We start from the raw sequence: 23,265 nt of genomic DNA on the forward strand, positions 1-23,265 counted from the left end.
CCCGCGCGGCAGGGCGCCCCGGGCAAAGGGGCTCAAATAAAGGAAACGAGAATGGCGAACATCCTGATCGTGGAAGACGAGCCGCGTCTCGCCCAGCTGCTGGCCGATTACCTGCGCCACAGCCATTTCCAGCCGGAGCACACCGCCAGCGCCCGGGAAGCGGAACAACGCGTGCGCGACGGCCGCTTCGACGCGGTATTGCTGGACCTGATGCTGCCGGACGGCGACGGCATGGAAGTGTGCAAGGCGATCCGCCGCTTCTCCGACGTGCCGGTGCTGATGATCACCGCCCGGGTGGAGGAAGTGGACCGCCTGCTGGGCCTGGAAATCGGCGCCGACGATTACATCTGCAAGCCGTTCAGCCCCCGCGAGGTGGTGGCGCGGGTCAAGGCGGTGCTGCGCCGGGCCCGGGGCGAGGCCCGCGACGACGGGCCCGGCCTGGAGCTCGACCGGCACCGCTTCGAGGCGGTGCACGGCGGTGCCCGGGTGCCGCTCACCGCCATCGAATTCGAACTGCTGGCCACCCTGGCCCGCCAGCCCGGCCGCATCTGGAGCCGGGACCAGTTGATGGACGTGATCTACCCGGACCACCGGGTGGTCTCCGACCGCACCATCGACAGCCATATCCGCAAGCTGCGGCGCAAGCTCAGCGAAGGGCTCACCGGCGATCACGACTGGATCGGCAGCGTCTACGGCGTGGGCTACCGCCTGCAAACCCCCGACGACGCCTAGCGGCCCATCGCGACTGAATTCGCTCCTACAGAAGGGTGTGGTGTAGGAGCGACTTCAGTCGCGATGGGTTTCACGATTCCTGCATAGTGGCTGCACAATTCCCGGCGACACTGACGGTGAATCGAATCGCTTCAAGGAGAAGCCCCATGAAAAAGATCACCACCGTCGCTCTTGCCCTGGTCACCGGGGTCGCCCTGGCCGGCCCGGTGATGGCCGGCCCGAAACCCGGCCCGAATCCGGATCGCCCTCATGCGGAACGTATGGTCGAACACATGGCCAGGGAACTGGACCTGAACGCCGACCAGCAGGCGCGCATCAAGACCATCATGGAGGAGCAGGGTCAGAAAATGCGTGCCCTGCACGATGAAACCCAATCCCGCATCGAGGCGGTGCTGACGCCGGAGCAGCGGGAAAAAGCGGAAGAAATGCGCGAGAAGCGCCGGGAGAAATGGGAAGAGCGGAAGGAAAAAATGCAGGAGCGTCGCGGCAAGGAATAAGCCGCCAGCGTTGCAAAAAAATCGCGGCTGAAGCCGCTCCTACACAGAGCGTAGGAGCGGCTTCAGCCGCCATGGTTTTAACGACCCGGCGTTACAACAAAGCCCGCCGCATATCACTCAGCAACTGGCTCAGATAGCTGGTGAAACGCGCCGCGTCGGCCCCGTCGATCACGCGGTGATCATAGGACAGCGACAACGGCAGCGTCAGCCGCGGCTGGAACGTCTGCCCGTCCCACACCGGCTTGGTGTCGGAACGGCTGACACCCAGGATCGCCACCTCCGGCCAGTTGACGATGGGGGTAAAGGCGGTGCCGCCGATGCCGCCCAGCGACGAGATACTGAAGGTGGCCCCCTTCATATCCGCCGGTGACAGCTTGCGGTCCCGGGCCTTGCCGGCCAGCTCGCCCATTTCCAGGGCGATGTCCTTGAGCCCTTTCTTGTCGGCATCGCGAATCACCGGCACCACCAGACCATTGGGCGTGTCCACGGCGATGCCGATGTGCACGTAGTCCTTCATGATCAGCGCCTCGCCGCCCAGCTCCAGGGAGCTGTTGAAGCGCGGAAACTCGCGCAGCGCGTTGGCGCAGGCCTTGACCAGGAAGGCCAGCATGGTGAGCTTCACGCCTTCTTTTTCCAGAGCCTTGTTCTGGCTCTTGCGGAAGGCTTCCAGCTCGGTGATGTCGGCCTCGTCGAACTGGGTCACATGGGGAATGGTGATCCAGCTGCGGTGCAGGTTCTTGGCCGCCACCTTGCGCAGCTTGTTGAGCTCCTGACGCTCCACCGGGCCGAACTCGCTGAAGTCGATCTCCGGCAGGTCCGGCGCCCCGGCGCCGCCGGCGGCGGGCGGGTTTTCCAAACGCCGCTTGATCAACGCGTGCACGTCTTCTTTGAGAATGCGGTCCTTGGGCCCGCTGGGCGGCACGTCGGCCAGGTCGATGCCGGTTTCCCGGGCCAGCTTGCGCACCGCCGGGCCGGCGTGCACCGACGCGGACGGTTTGCCCTGGGACCGTTCCGGAGTTTCCGGGGCGGCGCTCTGGCGGCCGGCTTCCGAGGGCTTTTCGTCCAGGTCGGATTTGCGGGAGCGGGCGGCTTTTTCCGAGCCGCCTTTCTCGCCGGACTCTTTCTCTGAAGCCCCTTTATCGGAGGCGCTCTGCGCGGAGGCGTCACCACCGCCGGCGGTTTCCAGTTCCATCAGGTCGGTGCCGGTGCCGATCTTGTCGCCGACCTTCACCAGCAGTTTCTTCACCGTACCCGCTTCCGGGCTGGGCACTTCCAGGGACGCCTTGTCGGATTCGATCACCAGGATGGTCTGCTCGGCCTCGACGCTGTCGCCCTCGGCCACATTGATCTCGATGATCTCGGCGGCATCGATGTCGCCCAGGTCCGGCGCGGCCACCGTGCGGGTGCCGCCGGCCGCCGGTTTGGCGGCGGACTCGTCGTCTTGCTGGTCGGCGTCGTCGGCGTCGTCCTGCTGATCGGGCGCTTCTTTATCAGAGGCTTCCTCGTCGGACGCTTCGCCCTTGGACTCATCGTCGCCGGCTTCGTCGCCAGAATCGTCGCCGCCGTCTTCACCGGCCACGTCCAGGTCCAGGAGCGGGTCGCCCTCCTTCACCTGGTCGCCGGTTTTTACTTTCAGTTCCAGCACCTTGCCCGCCTTGGGGCAGGGTACTTCCAGCGACGCCTTGTCCGATTCCAGCACCACGATGGTGTCTTCGGCCTCGACGCTGTCGCCTTTCTTGACGGACACCTCGATCACGTCAACAGGATCACTGCTGCCGATATCGGGTACCCGGATGGTTTCCTTGCTCACAGGTCACTCCTTCTGAGAGTTCAGTGCGTCACCGGATAGGGTTTTTCCGGATCAATGCCGTATTTCTTGATCGCCTCCTTGACGGTGGCGGCGTCCAGTTCGCCCTGGTCACGCAGCGCGCTCAGTGCCGCCAGCACCACGAAGTAGCGGTCCACTTCGAAGAAGCTGCGCAGCTTGGCGCGGGAGTCACTGCGGCCGTACCCGTCGGTGCCGAGCACCGTGTAGGGCGCTTTCACCCAGGGGCGGATCTGGTCGGCGTAGGCCTTGATGTAGTCGGTGGACGCGATCACCGGGCCCTGGCGCTTGTCCAGGCACTGTTCAACCCAGGTGGGCGCCACCTTCATGTCCGGCTTGAGCATGCGGTCGCGGTCGGCACGCAGCCCTTCGCGGCGCAGTTCGTTGAAGCTGGTCACGCTCCAGACGTCGGCGGCCACGCCGAAGTCCTCGCGCAGCAGCTCGGCGGCCGCTTCCACTTCGCGCAGGATGGTGCCGGAACCGAGCAGCTGCACCCGCTTGGCTTTCTTGCCGCTCTTGCCCTTGCCTTCGCGCAGCAGGTACATGCCCTTACGGATGCCTTCCTCGGCGCCCTTCGGCATGGCGCCGTGCTGGTAGTTCTCGTTCATCAGGGTGAGGTAGTAGTACACATTCTCATGGTCCTGATACATGCGGCGCAGGCCGTCCTGCAGGATCACCGCCAGCTCGTAGGCGTAGGTGGGGTCGTAGCTCACGCAGTTGGGGATGGTGCTGGTCAGGATATGGCTGTGGCCGTCCTGGTGCTGCAGGCCCTCGCCATTGAGCGTGGTACGCCCGGCGGTGCCGCCCAGCAGGAAGCCACGGGCCTGGCTGTCGCCGGCGGCCCACCACAGGTCGCCGGTGCGCTGCGGTCCGAACATGGAGTAGTAGATAAAGAACGGGATCAGCGTGAAGTCGTGCACGCTGTAGCTGGTGGCGGCGGCGATCCAGGCGCTCATGGCGCCGGCCTCGTTGATGCCCTCCTCCAGGATCTGGCCCTTCTTGTCTTCCCGGTAGAACATCATCTGCCCGGCGTCCTCGGGCTGGTACTGCTGGCCCTTGGAGGAGTAGATGCCAAGCTGGCGGAACATGCCTTCCATGCCGAAGGTACGCGCCTCGTCGGGGACGATGGGCACCACCCGCTTGCCGATGTTCTTGTCCTTGATCAGCGCGCTGAGCATGCGCACGAACGCCATGGTGGTGGACAGCTCGCGGTCGCCGCTGCCTTCCAGGAAGTTCTGGAAGATGTCCAGGCCGGGCATGGTCAGCGGCTGGCTGGCCTCGCGCCGGCGCACCGGCATGTAGCCGCCCAGCTTTTCGCGCTGCTCGTTCATGTAGCGCATTTCCGGGGAGTCGGCGCCCGGATGGTAGTACGGCAGATCCTTGAGCTGCTCGTCGCTGAGCGGAATATCGAAGCGGTCGCGGAATTCCTTGAGGCTGTCCAGATCGATCTTCTTCATCTGGTGGGCCTTGTTGACCGCCTCGCCGGCGCCGGTGGCGTAGCCTTTCACGGTCTTGGCCAGGATCACCGTGGGCCGGTCGCTGTTCACCGCCTGATGGTAGGCCGCGTACACCTTGAACGGGTCGTGGCCGCCCCGGTTCAGGCGGTACACGTCCTCATCGCTCATGTGCTCGACCATTTTCTTCAGCTCCGGGTATTTGCCGAAGAAATGCTCGCGGGTGTAGGCGCCGCCTTCTTTCTTGTAGGCCTGATATTCGCCGTCCACCGCTTCTTCCATGCGGCGGCGCAGCAGGCCCTCGGTGTCCTTCTCCAGCAGCGGGTCCCAGAGCCGGCCCCAGACCACCTTGATCACATTCCAGCCGGCGCCCCGGAACAGGCCTTCCAGTTCCTGAATGATCTTGCCGTTGCCGCGCACCGGGCCGTCCAGGCGCTGCAGGTTGCAGTTGACCACGAACACCAGGTTGTCGAGCTGCTCGCGGCCGGCCATGGACAGGGCGCCCAGGGATTCCGGTTCGTCCATTTCGCCGTCGCCCAGGAACGCCCAGACCTTGCGCTTGCGATCCGGGATCAGCTCCCGGTTCTGCAGGTACTTCATGACGTAGGCCTGGTAGATGGCCTGGATCGGGCCGAGGCCCATGGACACGGTGGGGAACTGCCAGAAGTCCGGCATCAGCCAGGGGTGCGGGTAGGAGGACAGGCCCTTGCCGTCCACTTCGCGGCGGAAGTTGTCCATCTGGTCTTCGCTGATGCGGCCTTCCAGATAGGCCCGCGCGTAGATGCCCGGCGCCGAATGGCCCTGGTAGTACACCAGGTCACCGGGATTGTCGTCGTGGGGGGCATGGAAAAAGTGGCTGAAGCCGATGTCGTACAGGGTGGCCGAGGACGCGAAGCTGGCGATGTGACCGCCCAGTTCGTCGTCGTCCATGTTGGCCTTGGCCACCATCGCCAGGGCGTTCCAGCGGATCAGCGAACGGATCCGCCGTTCCATGTAGATGTCGCCGGGGATCGGCGCTTCGTCCTTGGGCGCGATGGTGTTCAGATAGGGGGTGTTCAGGTGGGCACGGATGGCGCCCTGTTCCTGGGCTTCATTGGTAAGGGTTTCCAGCAGCCAGACGGCCCGTTCCGGCCCCTCCCGCTCCAGCACCGATTCCAGGGCCTCAAGCCACTCCCGCGTTTCCGCCGGGTCGGCATCATCGAAAAAATTTCTTTTCTGCATGGGCGTGCGTCCTTTATCGCGTTGCCAAGGCCGGCGCGGGATCACCACACCGGCAAGGAAAGGAAACGGCCTGGGTAAATAGGCCGTCTCGGTATACTACCAGTTTGCGTGACTGCCCGGCCACGCACCGCCGGACCGGAAATTGCAACAAGATCGCCGACCTTCGCCGCGGGCTCAGTCCGGCAGCAAAACCCACAGCGCGGCGAAGATCAGCCACACCGCCAGGGCCCGCAGCAGCAGCCCCTGCAGCGCCTCCAGCCGGTCCACACCGTGCTGGAACGGGCTGTCCCGGCCTTCGGTTTCCCGCGCCACCGCGGCGGCGGCCACGGCGCCGAGCAGCTCACGGCCGTCGTCCAGCCGCCACAGGCGTCCGGCGGCGGCGGCGGTGACCGCCCCGAAGTGGCCGACCAGAGCCAGCGCCAGCACCGTCAGCCGGGCCGGTATCCAGCACAGGGCCGCGTCCAGGCTGCGGGCCCAGTCGCCGGCGTCCGGATCGCGGCGCAACCAGGCCCGGTTGAGCACCAGCAGAACGGCGGCGCCGAAGCCCAGCACGGTGAGCCAGAACACCACCGCGAACAGCAGCGCCGCCCGCTCCAGCACCCGCCCGCAGAGGCCGTCGAACCAGTCCCCGTCGCAGGCGCCGGCGGGGTGTTCGAAGGCTTCGGCGGCGCCCGCCGCCAGGGCCTCCCGGTCGTTCATGCGACCGCGCACCAGCAGGTTGTCCAGGTGCCGGAATTCACTGTCCACGCCAATCAGCCAGAGCAACAGGGGTGTCCCCAGCAGCAGCGTGGCCAGGGCGCCAAGCAGGCCGTCAAACCAGGCGAACAGCAGAGCCGCCAGCAGCGCCGGCAAGGCCACCGCCAGCCACCAGCCCGGCACGCCGCTGGCCGGCGCCAGGGCGGCGAGAAAGCGGCGGTGTCGATCTTCGCGGACCAGCCAGGCCGGCCAGCCGCCGTCCCGGCGGCGCAGTACCAGCGCCAGCAGCAATACCAACAGTTTCATTGTCGCGGATCTCCGAACGGACCGTTCTCCGCATCATACGGCACCGGCCGGCGCGGTCCAGGCGCACCGGCCACCGGGCCGTTCAAGCTGGCGGCAGGCGCGCCCAGTCGAACGCCGGGCCGGGGTCGGTTTTGCGGCCCGGGGCAATATGTTCGTGGCCGGTGAGGGTGTCGCGGGACAGCTTGGGGTAATGGGCGATCAGGGCGTCCAGCAGGGCATTCAGGCGGCGGTACTGGGCATCCTCGTAGGGAATCCGGTCGGCGCCCTCCAGCTCGATGCCCAGGGAAAAGTCGTTGCAGTTGTCCCGGCCGCGCCAGCGGGACACGCCGGCGTGCCAGGCGCGCCGGTCGCAGGCCACGAACTGCACCAGTTCGCCGTCGCGACGGATCAGGAAGTGGGACGACACCTTGAGGTCGCGGAGGGTCCGGAAATAGGGATCGGCGTCCGGGTCCAGGCGGTTCTGGAAGAACGCTTCGATCCAGGGGCCGCCGAAGCGCTCCGGCGGCAGGCTGATGTTGTGGATCACCACCAGGGCGATGTCCTCCGGGTCCGGCCGCTCGTTGAAGTTGGGGGACGGCACCCGGCGCGCCTGATCGATCCAGTGGTCGGTGAGGGTGAGCATGGGGGTAGTTTCGGGCGGCCAGCTGCCAGCTGCAAGCGGGGACAATGCGCCGGCGGGGCTTTAACTTTCAGCCGACCCCTGATGCCGGCGACGCAGGTCGCCGATCACCGCTTCCAGAGCCCGGTCGAACAGAGCGCCTTCCTCGATCAGACGCACCTCGCCACGCTCCAGGGCGGCGCCCAGGGCGGCCGCGTCGTACTCGGCGACCTTGATGCCCCGCCGGTTGATGAACACCAGCTTGGCGCCGTCGCGAATGTTGGCCGCCAGCTTGGCACGCCGGGCACCTTCCGGGTCGTCGAATTCCGCCCACTGGCCGGCGCGCAGCGCCCGCGCCCGGCGTACCTGCTCGTGGTCGTCGGGCAGCGGCGGTTGCGGTTCATACTCCGGCGCGGTCTCCGCCACCTTGGACGCCTCCACCCGGGGCACGGTGACCCGGTCGGTGTCCAGCCCTTCCAGCAGGGCGTCGTGGACCCCCGCCAGTTCGTCCAGCAAAGCGCCGGTCTCGGCCGCGTCGTATTCGATGCCGGCCAGCCCGTGCCGTACCGCCCGGCGCAGCTTGGGCGCCAGGTCCCGCAGCCGTTGCAGCTCGGCCCGATCCCGGTGCGGCAGCACGCTCCATACCAGCGCGTCCACCACCTTGGCCTGGCGGCGCCAGGCGTCGCTGTCCGGGCCGTCCCGCAACCAGGTCAGATACAGCACCTGCTGCCAGCCCTGGCGCAACAGCCGCACCACCACGTCCGGCACCGATCGGCCGGCCAGCCGCCCATCGATCACGGCGCCCACCGCCTCGCCCGCCTGCTCGGCGCGGGCCTTGCCCTCTTCCGCCTCGCGGACCCGCTCGGCGACGCGCTCGGCGCGGTCGTGCTGGGCGCGGAAATACGCATCAAAATCGTCGAGCAGGTCGCGGAACAGGCCCGCGTCCTCGTCGTAATCGTCGATGATGGCGTGCACCGCCCGGTCGATCCGGCGGTAGAGTTCATCGTCACGGCCCTGCTGCGGATCCCACTGGCTGCCCGCCCGGGCCAGGGTGTTGAGCAACAGCCGGGCGTCGTGCTCGTCGTTGCTGAAGAAGGTCTTGTCGACGATGGCCACCTTCAACAGGGGAATCTGCAGCCGGCCGATCAGCGCCTTGATCTCCGCCGGCAGGCCCTCATCGTCGAGAATAAAATCAAACAGCATGGAGACCAGATTGATGACGTCGTCATCGGCCTGCTCCAAGGCGTGGATCGCCTCGCCGTGCTCGCTGTCGAGCAGGTCGCTGAGTTCTTCCTTGAGGTTGCGCTCGGCCAGGGCCGGCCCCTCCAGCGCCTGCTCAAGACGCTGCAGACGCGTGAGCAGCGCGAACAGATCCTGGCTGCTGACCGCCTCCACCCGGGCATCGCCGGCCAGCGGCGCACCGTTGAAATAGGGCTGGCCGTTGTGCAGCACCGCCATGCCGGACGCCGGCGGTGTCACGGCCGGGGGCGCGGCGGCGGGCGTGCCGGTGGCACCGAACCCGCGCAGGGTGGTCAGCAATTCCTGCAGCAGGCCGAACATCTGATCGTTGCCGGGCGCCGCGCCGGCGCCGCCGGCGGCCGGAGCCGGGGCCGGTTCGCCGGCGGCGGGCTCCTGGCGGCGGGCCGGCGTGGCGCCGGACGACGGCGCGCGGCCCCCGGTGGGCAACGGCGCTTCCTTCATGGCGGGCAGTACACCGGCGTCGGCCAGCAGGCGGTTGGATTCGCCCACCAGGGCGCAGGCTTCGTCCATCACCACCCGCTCGAACAGCTTGAGCACGATCAGACGGGCGCGGATGTCCAGGGCCAGACGTTCCAGTCCCTCGGCGAAACAGGCCGCCAGGTTGCGCGGCTCCAGGGGGTTGTTCTTCTCGGTGATGCGCCGCTGGCCCTCGAACAGGTACTCCACCCGGTGGCGGAAGGCGCCCAGGGCCTCCTCGCAGCCGCTGCGGGCACGGCGCCCCAGATTGTCCAGGGCCACCGAGATTTCCAGCTCGTCGTGTTGCACCAGGGAGAGGTTTTCCACGTCCACCCGGTCGCTGACCCGGGGGCCGGTGTCCGGGTCCCGGCCGGTGTCCTGAAACACGCGCTGCAACGCCCGGCGAAAGCCGGCCTCGATGCCCGCCCGTTGAATGCGCAGTTCGCGCATGGCGTCGAAGTAACGGTCCCGCTCGCGGTCGGTTTCCTTGTCGGCCAGGTCGAACAGGGTGTCGTCGGCGCCGTCGAGCATGTCGGACAGCATGGTGCCGCAGCGTTCCAGAACATGGTCACGCACCGTCTCCAGGGGGCGCGGCAGCACCTGCTCCCGCCGCGCCTGATCGGCGCGACGGCCGCCCTCGATCGGTGTTAATCGCGTTACCTTGGCCATGGGAATTCGTCTTCCTTCGCGCCGGGCGATGGTCGGAATGGGGTCGAAGAGCAGCGGTCGAGCGCAACGAGTTGCTTAACCGAATTGATCGCTCGCCGTTTGCTCATGGTTGCCTCACACAGGTAACACGCTAACACGCCGCGCGCATCGGTATTTTGAACCAGTTTGCAGCTTGAGCCTTTGGGATGAGCGACACCCCGGCGCTTTCACCCGGCGGCGGATTTACCTACTCTTTGTGCTCGCGAACCGTCAACAATAATGCCCAACCGCATCGGGGAAGATCCACCATGAGCGAGCTTATCACCACTCTCAAAGCCATCAGCGAAGTGCTTTGGGGCTGGCCGGCGCTGATCCTGATCGCCGGCACCGGCGTGTACCTCACCCTGCGACTGGCGTTCCTGCCCCTGCGGCGGCTGGCGTTCGGTTTCCGGCAGGTGTTCGCGCCGGCCACCGGTGAAGGCACCATCGCCGCCGGGGCCGCCCTGGCCACCTCCCTGTCGGCCACCATCGGCACCGGCAATATCGTCGGCGTGGCCACTGCCATCCATTCCGGCGGGCCCGGCGCCCTGGTGTGGATGTGGCTCATCGCCCTGGTGGGCATGGCCACCAAATACGCGGAGGCGTTGCTGGCGGTGCACTATCGCGAGAAGGACCAGCGCGGCCAGTACGTGGGCGGCCCCATGTATTACATCCGCAATGGCCTGGGCCGTAACTGGGCCTGGCTGGCGCTGATCTTCGCGTTTTTTGGCATGTTCGCGGGCTTTGGCATCGGCAACACCGTGCAGGCCAACTCCGTGGCCCACGGCCTGAACGACAGTTTCGGCGTGCCCACCTGGGCCACTGGCCTGACCCTGGCGGTGCTGGTGGCGCTGGTGGTGCTCGGCGGGGTCAAGCGCATCGCCCGGGTGGCCACCTTTATCGTGCCCTTCATGGCCCTGACCTATCTGCTGGCCGGGCTGTTCGTGCTTGCCGATCACGCCGCCCAGTTGCCCGCCGCCCTGGCCCTGTGCTTCAACGATGCCTTCACCGGCACCGCCGCCGCCGGCGGCTTCGCCGGGGCGGCGGTCAAGGAAGCCATCCGCTTCGGCATGGCGCGGGGCATCTTTTCCAACGAAGCGGGCCTGGGCAGCGCCCCCATCGCCCACGCTTCCGCCAACACGGACCACCCGGCCCGCCAGGGCAGCATCGCCATGCTTGGCACGTTTATCGACACCATCGTGGTATGCTCCGTCACCGGTCTGGCCATCGTCGCCTCCGGGGCCTGGACCAGTGGCGCAAAAGGCGCGCCGCTGTCCACCGCCGCCTTCGCCACCACCTTTGGCGACCTGGGTGACGTGGTGGTGGTCTGTGGCCTGGCGGTGTTCGCCTTCACCACCTTGCTTGGCTGGAGCCTCTACAGCGAGCGCTGCACCCAGTATCTGTTCGGCGAGCGGGCGGTGCTACCGTTCCGCGTGGTCTGGGTGCTGATGGTGCCGGTGGGCGCCACCGTGGGCCTGGACCTGGTCTGGGCCCTGGCCGACATCATGAACATCCTGATGGCGGTACCCAACCTGATCGCCCTGTTATTACTGGCACCCGTGGTGGTGCGCCTGAGCAAAGAGTTTTTCGAACGCCATGAATGAACGCACCCCGCACACCGACGCCCCGCTTCCCAGCGAGGGTCGCCCCGGCGCCCTTCTGCCAGAGTATGCCCGACGCCATCTGCAACGCACCGTGGCCTTCGCCATCGAGGAGGACCTGGGCGACGGCGACCTGACCGCCGGCCTGATCCCCGAGGGCAGCACCGCCACCGCCACCATCCTCACCCGCGAGCAAGCGGTGCTGTGCGGCAGCGCCTGGGCCGAGGAAGTGTTTCGTCAGCTGGGCGGCGTCACGCTGGAATGGCACGCCCGCGATGGCGACCTGCTGGAACCCGGCACCACCTTCTGCACCCTGCGCGGCAACGCCCGGCGCATCCTTACCGGCGAACGCATCGCCCTGAACTTCCTGCAGACCCTGATGGCCACCGCCACCACCGCGCGCCGCTACGCCGACGCCGTGGCCGGCACCCGGGTGACCATCCTGGATACCCGCAAAACCCTGCCCGGGCTGCGCGACGCCCAGAAATACGCGGTGCTGTGCGGCGGCTGCCAGAATCACCGGCTGGGTCTGTACGACGCCTTCCTGATCAAGGAAAACCACATCGCCGCCTGCGGCTCCATCACCGACGCCATCCGCGCCGCCCGCGAACAGGGCCCGGGCAAGAAGATCATCGTGGAAGTGGAAAACCTGGACGAGCTGCGCGAGGCCGCCGCCCTGGAACCGGACCAGATCATGCTCGACAACTTCACCCCGGCGATGATCGCCGAGGCCGTGGATCTGGCCCCGCAAAGCGCCCTGGAAGTGTCCGGCAACTGCACCCTGGAAGACGCCCGCGCCCTGCCCGGCCACCGGGACCTCTACCTGTCCTCCGGCGCCCTGACCAAGAACGTGCAGGCGGTGGATCTGTCGCTGCGACTGGTCGACCCACCACTTTGACGGGTCGGCACCGACGGGTAGTATCGGTATCTCGACTTGCCTCCCGATGGCGAACCTTATGGGCCATGATCTTGATGCGCTGGTAAAGCTGCTCCACGATACCCTCACGGAGCTGCGCGCCGTATTCTTGTTCGGCAGCGCGGCGGACCACTCCGACGGTGAGGACAGTGATCTGGATATCGCGCTTCTGAGCGACCGCCCCCTTGACCCCCTGCTGCTATGGGAACTGTCCTCAACGCTGGCCGGCAAGGCCGGACGCGCCGTCGACCTGGTGGACCTCAGGCAGGCCAGCACGGTTATGAAGTATCAGGTGGTCAGTAAAGGGCGGATATTGTGGCAGGCCGATCACGCCGGCGACCTTTTTGTCTCCGCCGCCCAGCGCGAATACTGGGACTGGGAAATCATCCGGCGCCCCATCATCGAACGGATTCGGGAAACGGGGTCCGTCTATGGTCGATGACGTTATTGTCAATAAGGCGGCCACCATTGAGCATTGCTGCAACCGGGCTCGGGAGGAGTACCGCAATGCCGGCCCACATTTTTCGCAGGATTTCACCCGGCAGGACGCCGCGATTCTGAATATCCAGCGCGCCTGCGAAGCCGCCATTGATCTGGCAGCCTACCTGGTGAAACGGAATCGCCTGGGTGTGCCACAAAGCTCCGGAGACCTGTTCGACCTGTTGGTCAAAAGCGCCTATATCGAGGACAGGCTGGGCGAAGTACTCAGAAAGATGGTGGGCTTCCGCAATACCGCCGTACACAATTATCAAAAGATGCAGCTGCCCATCGTCGTGGCCATCATCGAGCGTCATCTGGATGATCTGGCGGAATTCGCGCGGATCGCACTTCAACAATCTGACTGACCCGGCCCGGGCCTCACCGCCCACTTAAAACCCTGTTAAACCGTGCCCCCGCCCGCTGGTCGCCCGGCGGGCGAGCTCCTATGATAAGGGCCTGACCCAGGCCGGCCTCGCGCCAAGGAGCCCACTATGCGCCCTCCCTTTCCCCGTACTCTCGCCACGCTGACCCTCGGCACCCTGCTGCTCAGCGCCTGCGCCTCCACCGACCGCGTCATCGTCGACAAACAGAACGTGGACGAAGCGCAGTACCAGCAGGATCTGGCCGACTGCCAGGCCACCGCCGACCAGGTCGGCACCGGCCGTGACGCCGCCGAAGGCGCCGTGGGTGGCGCCGTGATCGGCGGCCTGCTCGGCGCCATTTTCGGCAACTCCGGCACCGCCGCCACCATGGCCGGCGGCGGCGCGGTGGTGGGCGGCGCCAGCAAGGCCGGCGGGGCTCAGCAGGAGAAGCAGCAGGTGCTTAAGAATTGCATGCGTGGGCGGGGTTACCGGGTTTTGAACTGAGGTGGAATCGCGCCATTGAAGTGGCGCGGTTCTTGGCTTCGTGCCAGAATCGCGCCACCTAAAGTGGAAAATCGCGCCATATGAGCTCACCGGACGCCATCCATCAAAGCCTCCAATCACACCCCGCCGGTCTCAGCATCGGCCAGCTCCTGGAGATGCACCCCACCGTCCCTCGGCGCACGCTCCAGCGATGGCTATCCGCACTGGTTGCTCAACATAAAGTGCGGGCGGAAGGCGCCGCCCGCGCCCGCCGCTACAGAGCCATCCCGCCGCCCCCCCAAGACACTGAAACGGACCGCTTTCCTTCTCACATCCCCCTGTCCGCCGACAGCCGGGACATCCTCGCTTACGTGGATCAGCCCCTTGAAGCGCGAGCGCCGGTGGGATACCAGCGAGAATTCCTGGATGCCTATCAGCCCAATAAGACTCGCTACCTGCCAGAGCCAGTAAGGCGACAGCTTCATGCCATGGGAGATACTGGCCAAATCGAGCGTCCGGCGGGCACTTACGGTCGCGCCATCCTGGATCGCCTGCTGATCGACCTCTCCTGGGCCTCCAGCCACCTGGAAGGCAACACCTACTCTCGTCTGGACACCCGGGAGCTTATCGAGCATGGCCAGGCCGCGATCGGAAAAGCCGCCGCCGAAACCCAGATGATCCTCAACCACAAAGCGGCCATCGAACTGCTGGTGGACAATGCCGATCTGGTCGATTTCAACCGACACACACTGCTCAACCTGCACGCTGCTTTATCGGAAAATTTGCTGCCAAACCCCGCCGACGAAGGCCGCCCACGGCAACACCGGGTAGAAATTGGCAAAAGCGTGTACCGTCCGCTGGACACCCCGGCCCGCATCGAAGAAGACCTGGACTTGCTGCTGGACAAGCTGGCACGTATCGAAGACCCCTTCGAGCAATCCTTTTTCTCCATGGTGCATCTTCCTTATCTGCAGCCTTTTGCCGACATCAATAAACGCACTTCACGCCTGGCCGCCAACCTGCCGCTTATCCGCGCCAACCTCTGTCCGCTCACCTTTCTGGGCGTTCCGGAACAAGCCTATAGCCGGGCCATACTGGGGATATACGAACTGACGCGCGTCGAACTTCTTCGCGACCTCTATCTCTGGGCTTATGAACGTTCCACACAGGAATACCTGGCAATCAAACGGGATCTGGCGGAGCCAGATCCTCTGCGCCTGATGTGGCGTCAAAGAATCAAGGAAACAGTCCGGGAGGTGGTGCTCCAGGCTGAGAGCAACCCTCTCGACGTGATCGAACAAAGCCTGGCGGACCTGGCTTCCGATGAAGACAGGAGAAATGTGGCGGACCTGATCGTCGAAGAAGTGCGTCGTCTCCACGAAGGCGTTCTCGCGCGATATGGCCTGCGGCCGGCGGAGTTCCGCCGCTGGAGAGAGGAACAAGGCTATCGTTAGCGTGTTATCACCGTTGGTTTACTCCGCCGAACAAGCACTGACAAATCCAGCCACCTTGGCAGCCATTTTAGCCGCTCAACTCTCAAGCGATGAAGACCGGCTGCCCTGCCTCTCTCAGCCAGACCAGATGCGCGATAAGAAACGGCGCCCTGAACATCCTTGGCTGGCGTGATCAAAAGAACCTGACGAGAGACGCGGCGGACCTGACCGTCGAAGAACTACGTCGTCTCCACGGAGGCGTTTTCGCGCGATATCGGCTATGGCCGGTGGGGCTCCACCGCTGGAAAGAAGAACAAGGCTATCGATAATTTTCAGTCGTTTTTGATGTATCCCACCGAGCGGCCGCTGGCGAAGGCAACAGCCTTGGCCTGCTCTTTCGGAGCTCCATCCGAAGCGAGAGTAAGAAACGCGACTAAATCAGGGGGGGAGCCTTGGCCCGACCTCAATGCCCCTGACGATTCAAAGGCATAAAAAAGACCTTTCCCCGCGGGGAAAGGTCTTTGGCGTCTCATCAAAAATAAAGATCTTTGATACGAGACTATTAATTCTTATCGCAGTTAATGCCCCGGCCGGCGGTGGTGCTGCTACACCCGGTGCCGCTCATGGCCCAGTCCAGGGTGCCGCCCTGCAGCGTCGGAGTGATGGTCAGTGCCAGATTGCTGCCGGAAGAATCGGTAGCGGTGGTGGTCATGCTGATCACACCGTTGGCAACGGACAGCGAGTCGACGTAGGAAATCGTAGCGCCTGCGTCGCCGCTGCTGATCGCTGCCGGGATATCGTTGGTGCCGGAGTCGCAGCCGGTGAGCGTACCCTCGGTTTGCTGACACATCGCCACAGCCGTTTTGTAGCCGCCAATACCGCTAACCGCACCCGCCACCTTGGTACGCTGGGTATAATCCTGGTAAGCCGGGATCGCCACCGCGGCCAGAATACCGATGATCGCCACCACGATCATCAGTTCGATCAGCGTAAAACCCTTCTGCACTTGTTTCATAACAGTCTCTCCACACTGGAAACTTTTTATGTGTGCCCACCCCCGAGGCGAGCGCCTGCCCTCTCTATGCAGCTATTGGGCCAACTCCTTCACGCCCGATTTGTCCGGCATCGCGGGGCGGGAAGGCGCCCTCGGGATGCCTTTTTTTGTCACCGGGTGACACACTTTGTCAGTGTTATTGACCTTGGGTGTCAGCTTCAGACAATGTCGCAGCTCCGTTCGCCAAATGTCTGATTCCACGCTCTTTACAGCACCGGGCAAGGCTGCCAATCTCTTGCCGGGGGTAAGACCTTTTTCCCATAACCAGACCGATCAGACCGGCCATGGCCCATGAATAGTTCCGTATCGTCCCTGAGCGGCCTCGCCCGCCGCCTGGTAAAGGAAGGCCACCTGTCCATGGAGGCGGCCCAGACCGCCACGGTGGCGGCCCGCGAGGCCAGAACACCGCTGGTCCATCATCTGGTGGCCGCGGGCAAAGTGTCCGCCCTGGTGGTGGCGCGCTCGGCGGCGGAGGAATTCGGCGATCCACTGGTGGACCTGAATGCCTTTTCCCGCGACAGCGCCATCAAGGACATCGTCGACCCCCGGCTGGTCACCAAGCACACCATTCTGCCGCTGATGCGCCGCGGCAGCCGGCTGTTCGTGGCGGTGTCCGACCCTACCAATCTGCCCGCCCTGGAAGAGATCCGCTTCAACACCGGCCTCAACGTGGAGACCGTGATCGTCGAGGACGACAAGCTGCGTCGCTGGATCGATCAGGTGGAGTCGGAGCAGGAAGGCAAGGCGTTCGAGAATCTGGACGACGATCTGGACAATCTGGAAACCGCCGATGCCGCGCCGGCCCAGGCCGGCGGCGAGGACACGGCCGGCGCCGACGACGCGCCCATCGTGCGCTTCGTCAATAAACTGTTGCTGGATGCCATCAAGGGCGGCGCCTCGGACCTGCATTTCGAGCCCTACGAAAAAAATTACCGGGTGCGGTTTCGCCAGGACGGTATCCTGCAGACCGTGTCCAAGCCGCCGGTGAACATCGCCAGCAAGCTGGCCGCCCGCCTCAAGGTGATGGCGCGCCTGGATATTTCCGAGCGCCGCGTACCCCAGGACGGCCGCATCAAGCTGAAGATTTCCAAGACCCGGGCCATCGACTTCCGGGTCAATACCTGCCCCACCCTGTTCGGCGAGAAAATCGTGCTGCGGATCCTGGATCCCGAGAGCGCCAAGATGGGCATCGACGCCCTCGGCTATGAGCCGGAACAGAAACAGATGTACATGGACGCCCTGCAGAAGCCCCAGGGCATGATCCTGGTCACCGGCCCCACCGGGTCCGGGAAAACCGTATCGCTGTATACCGGCGTGAACATTCTCAATACGCCGGAGCGCAACATCTCCACCGCCGAGGATCCGGTGGAAATCAACCTGGAGGGCGTCAACCAGGTCAACGTGAACCCCAAGCAGGGGCTGGATTTTTCCTCCGCCCTGCGCGCCTTTTTGCGGCAGGACCCGGACGTGGTGCTGGTGGGCGAGATTCGCGATCTGGAAACCGCGGAAATCGCGGTCAAGGCGGCGCAGACCGGCCACCTGGTGCTCTCCACCCTGCACACCAACAGCGCCCCGGAAACCCTGACCCGGCTGCGCAATATGGGCGTGCCGTCGTTCAATATCGCCACCTCGGTGATTCTGATCATCGCCCAGCGGTTGGCGCGCCGGCTCTGCGAGCACTGCAAGGAGCCGGTGGCGGTGCCCAGGCAATCCCTGCTTGAGATGGGTTTCACGGACGCCGACCTGGAAACCGGCTTTACTGTTTACGCCCCCCACAGCGACGGTTGCGATAAATGCAGAGGGGGCTACAAGGGGCGAGTGGGGATCTACGAAGTCGTCCGCATCACCGACGGCATCAGCCGCATCATCATGGAAGAAGGCAATTCCATCCAGATTGGCGATCAATGCCGCCAGGAAGGGTTCAACGATCTGTATCGTTCCGGCCTGATCAAGGTCATGCAGGGCGTCACCAGCCTCGAGGAGGTGAGCCGCGTGACCAGCGGCCATTAATCGGGGGCAGGGGCAACATCTATGGCAAAAACCGCGGCACAGGAAAAGACGGCCACCTTCGTTTATGAGGGGATCGACCGTAAGGGCTCAAGGGTCAAGGGGGAAGTGTCCGGCAAGGGGCCGGCGCTGGTGCGCGCCGAGCTGCGCAAGCAGGGCATTCACGCCAAGAAGGTGGTCAAGAAGCGCGAGATGTCCCTGTTCGGTGGCAAGAAAAAGATCAAACCCATCGACATCGCCCTGTTCACCCGCCAGATGGCCACCATGATGAAAGCCGGCGTGCCCCTGGTGCAGGCTTTCGAGATCGTCGCCGACGGGCTGGACAACCCGTCCATGCGCGATGTGGTGATGAAGCTCAAGGTGGACGTGGAGGGCGGCAATAATTTCGCCGGCGCCCTGCGCCAACAACCGCGCCTGTTCGACGACCTCTACTGCAGCCTGATCGAGTCCGGGGAAGCCTCCGGCTCCCTGGAGACCATGCTGGACCGCGTGGCGCTCTATAAAGAGAAAACAGAAGCCCTGAAAGCCAAGATCAAGAAGGCAGTGAAGTATCCCCTGGCTGTTGTTGCGGTGGCGATCATCGTAACGGGTATTCTGCTGGTCAAGGTGGTACCCACTTTTCAGGAGCTGTTCCAAAGCTTTGGCGCTGAACTGCCCGCTTTTACTCAGTTTGTGATCGGCTTGTCCGAGAGCCTCCAAGCCAACTTTCTGGCTATTCTGTTTATCGGCGCAGGTCTGATTTTCGCCTTCGTGGAAGGGCGGAAAAGATCAAAATCTTTTCATGATGCGGTGGATCGCCTGCTGCTGAGGCTGCCGATCGTCGGCCCTATCACCCATAAGGCCACGGTGGCCCGCTTCGCCCGCACCCTGTCCACCACCTTCGCCGCCGGTGTGCCTTTAATCGAGGCTCTGGACGCCTGCGCCGGCGCCACCGGCAACGTGGTCTACCGCAAGGCGGTGCTGCGCGTGAAGGACGACGTAGCCACCGGCCAGCAGCTCCAGTTCGCCATGCGCTCCACCGGGGTGTTTCCGGCCATGGCCCTGCAGATGACCGCCATCGGCGAGGAGTCCGGTTCTCTGGACGCCATGCTCGCCAAGGTGGCCACCTATTATGAGGACGAGGTGGACAATATGGTGGACGGCCTGACCAGCATGCTGGAGCCTCTGATAATGTCCGTGCTGGGCGTGCTGATCGGCGGCCTGATCATCGCCATGTACCTGCCCATCTTCCAACTCGGCAGCGTGGTATAGACCGTGACGCCCTTGCAGTACCTTGCCGCCAACCCGGCCGCCTTGATCGTCGTTACCGCCCTGTTCGGCTTGCTGGTGGGCAGTTTTCTGAACGTGGTGATCCATCGGGTCCCGAAAATGATGGAAGCCGGCTGGCGGCGGGAGGCCCGGGAGCTGCTGGATCAGCCCGCCGAAGAAGAGCCGGTGTTCAATCTGGTGGTGCCGCGCTCGCGCTGCCCGCATTGCGGTCACGGCATCCGCTGGCACGAAAACATTCCGGTGCTCAGCTGGCTGGCGCTGAAGGGCCGCTGCAGCCAGTGCGGCACCGCCATCAGCAAGCGTTACCCGATCATCGAACTGCTCACCGCCCTGGTGGCGGCGCTGTGCGCCTGGCGATTCGGCTACGGAATCTGGTTGCCGTTCACGCTGTACGCCAGCTTCACGCTGCTGGCCCTGGCGGTGATCGATTTGGACACCACCCTGCTGCCGGACGATCTCACCTATCCTCTGCTGTGGGCGGGTCTGTTGGCCGCGCTGCTCGGTGTTTCGCCGGTGACCCTGGCGGACGCGGTGGTCGGCGCCATGGCCGGCTACCTGTCCCTGTGGAGCCTGTACTGGGTGTTCAAGCTGCTCACCGGCAAGGAAGGCATGGGCTACGGCGACTTCAAACTGCTCGCCGCCCTGGGCGCCTGGCTGGGCTGGCAGTACCTGCCCCTGGTGATCCTGTTGTCGTCGGTGGTGGGGCTGGTGTTCGCGCTGACCATGATGGCCACCGGCGCCGTCAAACGGGGCCAGGGCATTCCCTTCGGCCCCTACCTGGCCATCGCCGGCTGGATCGCTCTGCTGTGGGGCGAGCAAATCGTGAGCGGCTATCTCGGGCTGTTCGCACTGTAACGCCTATCGCGGCTGAAGCCGCTCCCACCACACCCGCGTAGGAGCGGCTTCAGCCGCGATCCCCCTGTATCCTGTATCCTGCTTCCTGTATCGTCTTCCGCTTTCCGAGGAGCGCTTATGTTCGTAGTGGGCCTGACCGGCGGCATCGGCAGCGGCAAAACCGCCGCCACCGATTATCTGGCCGGCCGCGGCATCGCCGTGGTGGACGCGGACCTGGCGTCGCGCCGGGTGGTGGAGCCGGGGCAGCCGGCGCTGGACGCCATCGTCGACCGGTTCGGCGAACCGGTGCTGCAGACCGACGGCACCTTGAACCGCCGTGCCCTGCGTGACATCGTGTTCAGCGACGACGCCGCCCGCCGCGATCTGGAGGCCATCACCCACCCCGCCATCGGCGAGGAATTGCACCGCCAGATCCGCGCCAGCACCACCCCCTATACCGTGCTGGTGTCACCGCTGCTGCTGGAAGGCAGCCAGAAGGACATGGTGCATCGTATTCTGGTGATCGATGTGCCGCCGGAGGTGCAGGTGGCCCGCACCGTGGCCCGCGACCAGGTGCCCGACACCCAGGTGGCGGCGATCATGAAAGCGCAGATGCAGCGCGAGCGACGGCGCGCCCTGGCCCACGACGTGGTGGAGAACCACGGCCCGCTGGCCCTGCTCCATGAGCGCCTGGAAGCGCTGCACCAAACCTATCTGAAACTCGCGGAACGACATGGCGGATAAACCCACTCGCACCTACCCCTGCCCACAATGCAAGAAACCCACGCGCTGGGACGACAACCCCTGGCGGCCGTTCTGCAGTGAACGCTGCAAGTTGATCGATCTGGGGGATTGGGCCTCGGAGCGGCACAGCATCGCCGGCGACCCGGACGCGCCCACGGACGATCTGGACAATCTGTCGTAGGAGCGGTCCCACGACCGCTCCTACAAATCGACGCAAGCGGGCCAGAAGCCGCGAATGCCGGCGACCCCGTAGGCACCGTGGGCACGGGCGGTGGTCAGGTCGTCCGGGCCGACGCCGCCGAGGGCATAGAACACCAGCGGGTTGCCCGCGATCAGATCGGCGAAGCCTTCCCAGCCCAGAGGCGCCGCTTCCGGATGGGAGGGCGTGGCACGCACCGGCGACAGGGTGGCCATATCCGCGCCCAGGGCCATGGCCCGCTCGATCTGCGCGGCATCATGGCAGGCCACCGACAGCAGGCCATCGAAGCCCGGCGCCCCGTCCCGTTCCGCCCGCGTCAGCCCCTCGCCACTGAGGTGAAGGCCGAACGCCCCTTCCCGACGGGCCGCCCCGGCGTCATCGCGAATCCAGAAACGCAGCCCCCGGGCGCGGCAGGCGGCGGCCACCGCCGGGTGGCCGCTCCAGCCACGCAGATACACGCCCTGACGGGCCGGGTCCAGCCGCGACAGCCCGGCGATCACCTGGGCTTCGTCGAGGGTTTCAGGGGGGATCACCCACTCCGGCGGCAATTGCAGAGCCACCGCCACCGGCCGGTTGGCCGCGGGAAAGGCGCGGGCGGAAAGGCCGCTGCGGGGCACCCACTCCACCGGCTGGCCCTCGCGGCCGTGAGGCTCACCGGTGAACGCGGTGACTTCGCGAAAATGCAGGGTAACGTGCAGGTCCGGGTAGCGGTGGCGCACGGTCAGGAAGGGACGGGAGCGCACCTCCTCCAGGCCCAGCTCCTCGTGGAGTTCCCGGGCCAGGGCCCGGTCCAGCGGCTCACCGGGTTCCACCTTGCCACCGGGAAACTCCCACAGGCCGCCCTGATGCTTGTGCTCGGGACGGCGGCTCAGGCAGAGACGGTCGTCGCCGTCCGGGATGATGCCGGCGACGACGACAATTTCAGGCAGTGGCGCGGCCGGCATCGGATCAGGTGCGGTATTCGGCGTTGATTTTCACGTAGTCGTAGCTGAAGTCGCAGGTCCAGACCTGGCCACGGCCTTCGCCGGCGCCCAGGTCCACGCGGATGGTGATGTCCGGGCGGGCCATTACCCGCGCGCCCTGCTCCTCGGTGTAGCTGTCGGCCACGCCGCCTTCGGCGACGATCTGCACATCGTCCAGCCACACCGCCACCTTCTCCACCTCCAGGGCGTCGATGGGCGCGCGGCCCACGGCGGCCAGAATCCGGCCCCAGTTGGGATCGGAGGCGAACAGCGCGGTCTTCACCAGCGGCGAATGGCCGATGGTCTCCGCCACGATCTGGGCGTCCCGGTCGCTGCGCGCGCCGGCCACTTCGATGGAGACGAACTTGCTGGCGCCCTCGGCGTCACGGATCAGCGCCTGGGCCAGTTCCACGAACACCGCTTCCAGGGCCTCGTAGAGCAGCGCCGCCGGGCGGGAATCGCCGTCGTCGATGGCCACCTCGGCACGGCCGGAGGCGATCAGCAGGCAGGCGTCGTTGGTGGAGGTGTCGCCGTCCACGGTGATGCGGTTGAAGGAGGCGTCCGCCAGCCGCTTCACCCACTGGTCCAGCAGCGGCTGTGCCACGGCGGCGTCGGTGGCGATAAAGCCGAGCATGGTGGCCATGTTCGGCTTGATCATGCCGGCGCCCTTGGCCATGCCGGTGATGGTCACGGTTTTGCCGTCCAGCTCGACGCGGCGGCTGGCCACTTTCGGCACCGTGTCGGTGGTCATGATGCCTTCCGCGGCGCGGCCCCAGCCGTGCTCATCCAGGCTTTCCAGGGCCCGCGGCAGCCCTTCCTCGAAGGGTTTCATGGGGAAGGTCTGGCCGATCACGCCGGTGGAGAACGGCAGCACTTCCGAGGGCGCGCAATGGGCCAGTTCGGACAGCAGCAGGCAGGTTTCCTCGCAATAGGCGAAGCCCTTGTCGCCGGTGCCGGCGTTGGCGTAGCCGGTGTTGATCATCAGGTAGCGCGGCGCGCTCTGCTGAAGATTGCGGCGGGCCACCTGCACCGGCGCCGCCTGGAAGCGATTGGTGGTGAACACACCGGCGGCGCGGCCGCCCTCGGCCAGCTCGATCACCACCAGGTCCTTGCGATTGGCCTTCTTGATGCCCGCTTCGATGGCGGCCAGCTTGACCCCGGCCACCGGAAACCATTGCGTCTGTGTCAT

General features: G+C 65.5%; 21 protein-coding genes. 13 read left to right on the forward strand and 8 right to left on the reverse strand.

Features of this window, described 5'->3' with window-relative positions; genetic code table 11:
• Positions 1-51: 51 nt before the first annotated feature.
• Together IM760_RS01785 and IM760_RS01790 are read left to right on the forward strand one after the other, a co-directional pair.
• Positions 52-732: a response regulator gene (locus IM760_RS01785; RefSeq protein ID WP_204426851.1), complete on the forward strand. Its 681-nt coding sequence runs from the start codon at positions 52-54 to the stop codon at positions 730-732.
• A gap of 146 nt (positions 733-878) precedes the next feature.
• Positions 879-1,229: a Spy/CpxP family protein refolding chaperone gene (locus IM760_RS01790; protein ID WP_204426852.1), complete on the forward strand. Its 351-nt coding sequence runs from the start codon at positions 879-881 to the stop codon at positions 1,227-1,229.
• 91 nt (positions 1,230-1,320) lie between these two features.
• Here the strand turns inward: IM760_RS01790 and aceF are convergent, their stop codons facing one another.
• The 5 genes from aceF to IM760_RS01815 form a co-directional block, all read right to left on the reverse strand.
• Entirely contained in the window at positions 1,321-3,039 is a 1,719-nt protein-coding gene (aceF, locus tag IM760_RS01795; protein ID WP_204426853.1) for a dihydrolipoyllysine-residue acetyltransferase, read from the reverse strand.
• Positions 3,040-3,059: 20 nt separating this feature from the next.
• A complete protein-coding gene (aceE, locus tag IM760_RS01800; RefSeq protein ID WP_204426854.1) occupies positions 3,060-5,729 on the reverse strand; it encodes a pyruvate dehydrogenase (acetyl-transferring), homodimeric type in 2,670 nt (889 codons plus the stop codon).
• A 174-nt stretch (positions 5,730-5,903) separates the two neighbouring features.
• Positions 5,904-6,731: a CobD/CbiB family protein gene (locus tag IM760_RS01805; RefSeq protein WP_204426855.1), complete on the reverse strand. Its 828-nt coding sequence runs from the start codon at positions 6,729-6,731 to the stop codon at positions 5,904-5,906.
• An 82-nt stretch (positions 6,732-6,813) separates the two neighbouring features.
• Positions 6,814-7,353: a 1,6-anhydro-N-acetylmuramyl-L-alanine amidase AmpD gene (ampD, locus tag IM760_RS01810; protein WP_204426856.1), complete on the reverse strand. Its 540-nt coding sequence runs from the start codon at positions 7,351-7,353 to the stop codon at positions 6,814-6,816.
• Between the two features lie 60 nt (positions 7,354-7,413).
• Positions 7,414-9,714, reverse strand: coding sequence for a DUF1631 domain-containing protein (locus IM760_RS01815; protein WP_204426857.1), 2,301 nt, complete (start codon positions 9,712-9,714; stop codon positions 7,414-7,416).
• Between the two features lie 287 nt (positions 9,715-10,001).
• On the opposite strand from IM760_RS01815, the gene IM760_RS01820 reads away from it, so the two are divergent.
• From IM760_RS01820 to IM760_RS01845, 6 genes are all read left to right on the forward strand, one after another.
• Positions 10,002-11,336 (forward strand): alanine/glycine:cation symporter family protein, encoded by a 1,335-nt coding sequence (locus IM760_RS01820; protein WP_204426858.1) that lies wholly within the window; start codon positions 10,002-10,004, stop codon positions 11,334-11,336.
• Positions 11,329-12,231, forward strand: a complete 903-nt coding sequence (gene nadC, locus IM760_RS01825; protein ID WP_204426859.1) for a carboxylating nicotinate-nucleotide diphosphorylase — start codon at positions 11,329-11,331, stop codon at positions 12,229-12,231. Before IM760_RS01820 ends, nadC begins: the two co-directional genes overlap by 8 nt.
• Positions 12,232-12,289: 58 nt before the next feature.
• Positions 12,290-12,691 carry a type VII toxin-antitoxin system MntA family adenylyltransferase antitoxin gene (gene mntA, locus IM760_RS01830; protein ID WP_204426860.1) on the forward strand — a complete coding sequence of 134 codons (402 nt, stop codon included), beginning with the start codon at positions 12,290-12,292 and terminating at the stop codon, positions 12,689-12,691.
• Positions 12,681-13,094: a type VII toxin-antitoxin system HepT family RNase toxin gene (gene hepT / locus IM760_RS01835; RefSeq protein WP_204426861.1), complete on the forward strand. Its 414-nt coding sequence runs from the start codon at positions 12,681-12,683 to the stop codon at positions 13,092-13,094. The genes mntA and hepT overlap by 11 nt, the downstream gene beginning before the upstream one ends.
• A gap of 126 nt (positions 13,095-13,220) precedes the next feature.
• Positions 13,221-13,595, forward strand: coding sequence for a glycine zipper family protein (locus tag IM760_RS01840; protein WP_204426862.1), 375 nt, complete (start codon positions 13,221-13,223; stop codon positions 13,593-13,595).
• Between the two features lie 80 nt (positions 13,596-13,675).
• Positions 13,676-15,028 (forward strand): Fic family protein, encoded by a 1,353-nt coding sequence (locus IM760_RS01845; protein WP_204426863.1) that lies wholly within the window; start codon positions 13,676-13,678, stop codon positions 15,026-15,028.
• A gap of 541 nt (positions 15,029-15,569) precedes the next feature.
• Here the strand turns inward: IM760_RS01845 and IM760_RS01850 are convergent.
• Positions 15,570-16,022: a pilin gene (locus IM760_RS01850; RefSeq protein ID WP_204426864.1), complete on the reverse strand. Its 453-nt coding sequence runs from the start codon at positions 16,020-16,022 to the stop codon at positions 15,570-15,572.
• Between the two features lie 330 nt (positions 16,023-16,352).
• Here IM760_RS01850 and pilB point away from each other — a divergent pair, with 330 nt between their 5' ends.
• From pilB to IM760_RS01875, 5 genes are all read left to right on the forward strand, one after another.
• Positions 16,353-18,071 carry a type IV-A pilus assembly ATPase PilB gene (gene pilB / locus IM760_RS01855; RefSeq protein WP_204426865.1) on the forward strand — a complete coding sequence of 573 codons (1,719 nt, stop codon included), beginning with the start codon at positions 16,353-16,355 and terminating at the stop codon, positions 18,069-18,071.
• A 21-nt stretch (positions 18,072-18,092) separates the two neighbouring features.
• On the forward strand, positions 18,093-19,319 hold the full coding sequence (locus IM760_RS01860; RefSeq protein ID WP_204426866.1) for a type II secretion system F family protein: 1,227 nt from the start codon (positions 18,093-18,095) through the stop codon (positions 19,317-19,319).
• Between the two features lie 3 nt (positions 19,320-19,322).
• Positions 19,323-20,192 (forward strand): prepilin peptidase, encoded by an 870-nt coding sequence (locus IM760_RS01865; RefSeq protein WP_204426867.1) that lies wholly within the window; start codon positions 19,323-19,325, stop codon positions 20,190-20,192.
• Positions 20,193-20,309: 117 nt separating this feature from the next.
• A complete protein-coding gene (gene coaE, locus IM760_RS01870; RefSeq protein WP_204426868.1) occupies positions 20,310-20,915 on the forward strand; it encodes a dephospho-CoA kinase in 606 nt (201 codons plus the stop codon).
• A complete protein-coding gene (locus tag IM760_RS01875) occupies positions 20,905-21,096 on the forward strand; it encodes a DNA gyrase inhibitor YacG (RefSeq protein ID WP_204426869.1) in 192 nt (63 codons plus the stop codon). Before coaE ends, IM760_RS01875 begins: the two co-directional genes overlap by 11 nt.
• A 20-nt stretch (positions 21,097-21,116) precedes the next feature.
• Here IM760_RS01875 and IM760_RS01880 read toward each other — a convergent pair whose 3' ends face one another.
• A complete protein-coding gene (locus IM760_RS01880; RefSeq protein ID WP_204426870.1) occupies positions 21,117-22,058 on the reverse strand; it encodes a Nudix family hydrolase in 942 nt (313 codons plus the stop codon).
• 4 nt (positions 22,059-22,062) lie between these two features.
• Positions 22,063-23,265 (reverse strand): bifunctional glutamate N-acetyltransferase/amino-acid acetyltransferase ArgJ, encoded by a 1,203-nt coding sequence (argJ, locus tag IM760_RS01885; RefSeq protein WP_204426871.1) that lies wholly within the window; start codon positions 23,263-23,265, stop codon positions 22,063-22,065.

It is taken from the genome of Alloalcanivorax marinus (assembly GCF_016906305.1).
Classification (GTDB): domain Bacteria; phylum Pseudomonadota; class Gammaproteobacteria; order Pseudomonadales; family Alcanivoracaceae; genus Alloalcanivorax; species Alloalcanivorax marinus.

Coding starts and splice junctions, on each gene's coding strand:
- hepT (WP_204426861.1), top strand. CDS start 12,681: ATGGTCGATGACGTTATTGTCAATAAGGCGGCCACCATTGAGCATTGC.
- coaE (WP_204426868.1), top strand. CDS start 20,310: ATGTTCGTAGTGGGCCTGACCGGCGGCATCGGCAGCGGCAAAACCGCC.
- IM760_RS01880 (WP_204426870.1), bottom strand. CDS start 22,058: ATGCCGGCCGCGCCACTGCCTGAAATTGTCGTCGTCGCCGGCATCATC.
- IM760_RS01860 (WP_204426866.1), top strand. CDS start 18,093: ATGGCAAAAACCGCGGCACAGGAAAAGACGGCCACCTTCGTTTATGAG.
- IM760_RS01850 (WP_204426864.1), bottom strand. CDS start 16,022: ATGAAACAAGTGCAGAAGGGTTTTACGCTGATCGAACTGATGATCGTG.
- argJ (WP_204426871.1), bottom strand. CDS start 23,265: ATGACACAGACGCAATGGTTTCCGGTGGCCGGGGTCAAGCTGGCCGCC.
- IM760_RS01845 (WP_204426863.1), top strand. CDS start 13,676: ATGAGCTCACCGGACGCCATCCATCAAAGCCTCCAATCACACCCCGCC.
- aceE (WP_204426854.1), bottom strand. CDS start 5,729: ATGCAGAAAAGAAATTTTTTCGATGATGCCGACCCGGCGGAAACGCGG.
- IM760_RS01785 (WP_204426851.1), top strand. CDS start 52: ATGGCGAACATCCTGATCGTGGAAGACGAGCCGCGTCTCGCCCAGCTG.
- IM760_RS01820 (WP_204426858.1), top strand. CDS start 10,002: ATGAGCGAGCTTATCACCACTCTCAAAGCCATCAGCGAAGTGCTTTGG.
- IM760_RS01840 (WP_204426862.1), top strand. CDS start 13,221: ATGCGCCCTCCCTTTCCCCGTACTCTCGCCACGCTGACCCTCGGCACC.
- IM760_RS01875 (WP_204426869.1), top strand. CDS start 20,905: ATGGCGGATAAACCCACTCGCACCTACCCCTGCCCACAATGCAAGAAA.
- IM760_RS01790 (WP_204426852.1), top strand. CDS start 879: ATGAAAAAGATCACCACCGTCGCTCTTGCCCTGGTCACCGGGGTCGCC.
- pilB (WP_204426865.1), top strand. CDS start 16,353: ATGAATAGTTCCGTATCGTCCCTGAGCGGCCTCGCCCGCCGCCTGGTA.
- IM760_RS01815 (WP_204426857.1), bottom strand. CDS start 9,714: ATGGCCAAGGTAACGCGATTAACACCGATCGAGGGCGGCCGTCGCGCC.
- IM760_RS01805 (WP_204426855.1), bottom strand. CDS start 6,731: ATGAAACTGTTGGTATTGCTGCTGGCGCTGGTACTGCGCCGCCGGGAC.
- mntA (WP_204426860.1), top strand. CDS start 12,290: ATGGGCCATGATCTTGATGCGCTGGTAAAGCTGCTCCACGATACCCTC.
- nadC (WP_204426859.1), top strand. CDS start 11,329: ATGAATGAACGCACCCCGCACACCGACGCCCCGCTTCCCAGCGAGGGT.
- ampD (WP_204426856.1), bottom strand. CDS start 7,353: ATGCTCACCCTCACCGACCACTGGATCGATCAGGCGCGCCGGGTGCCG.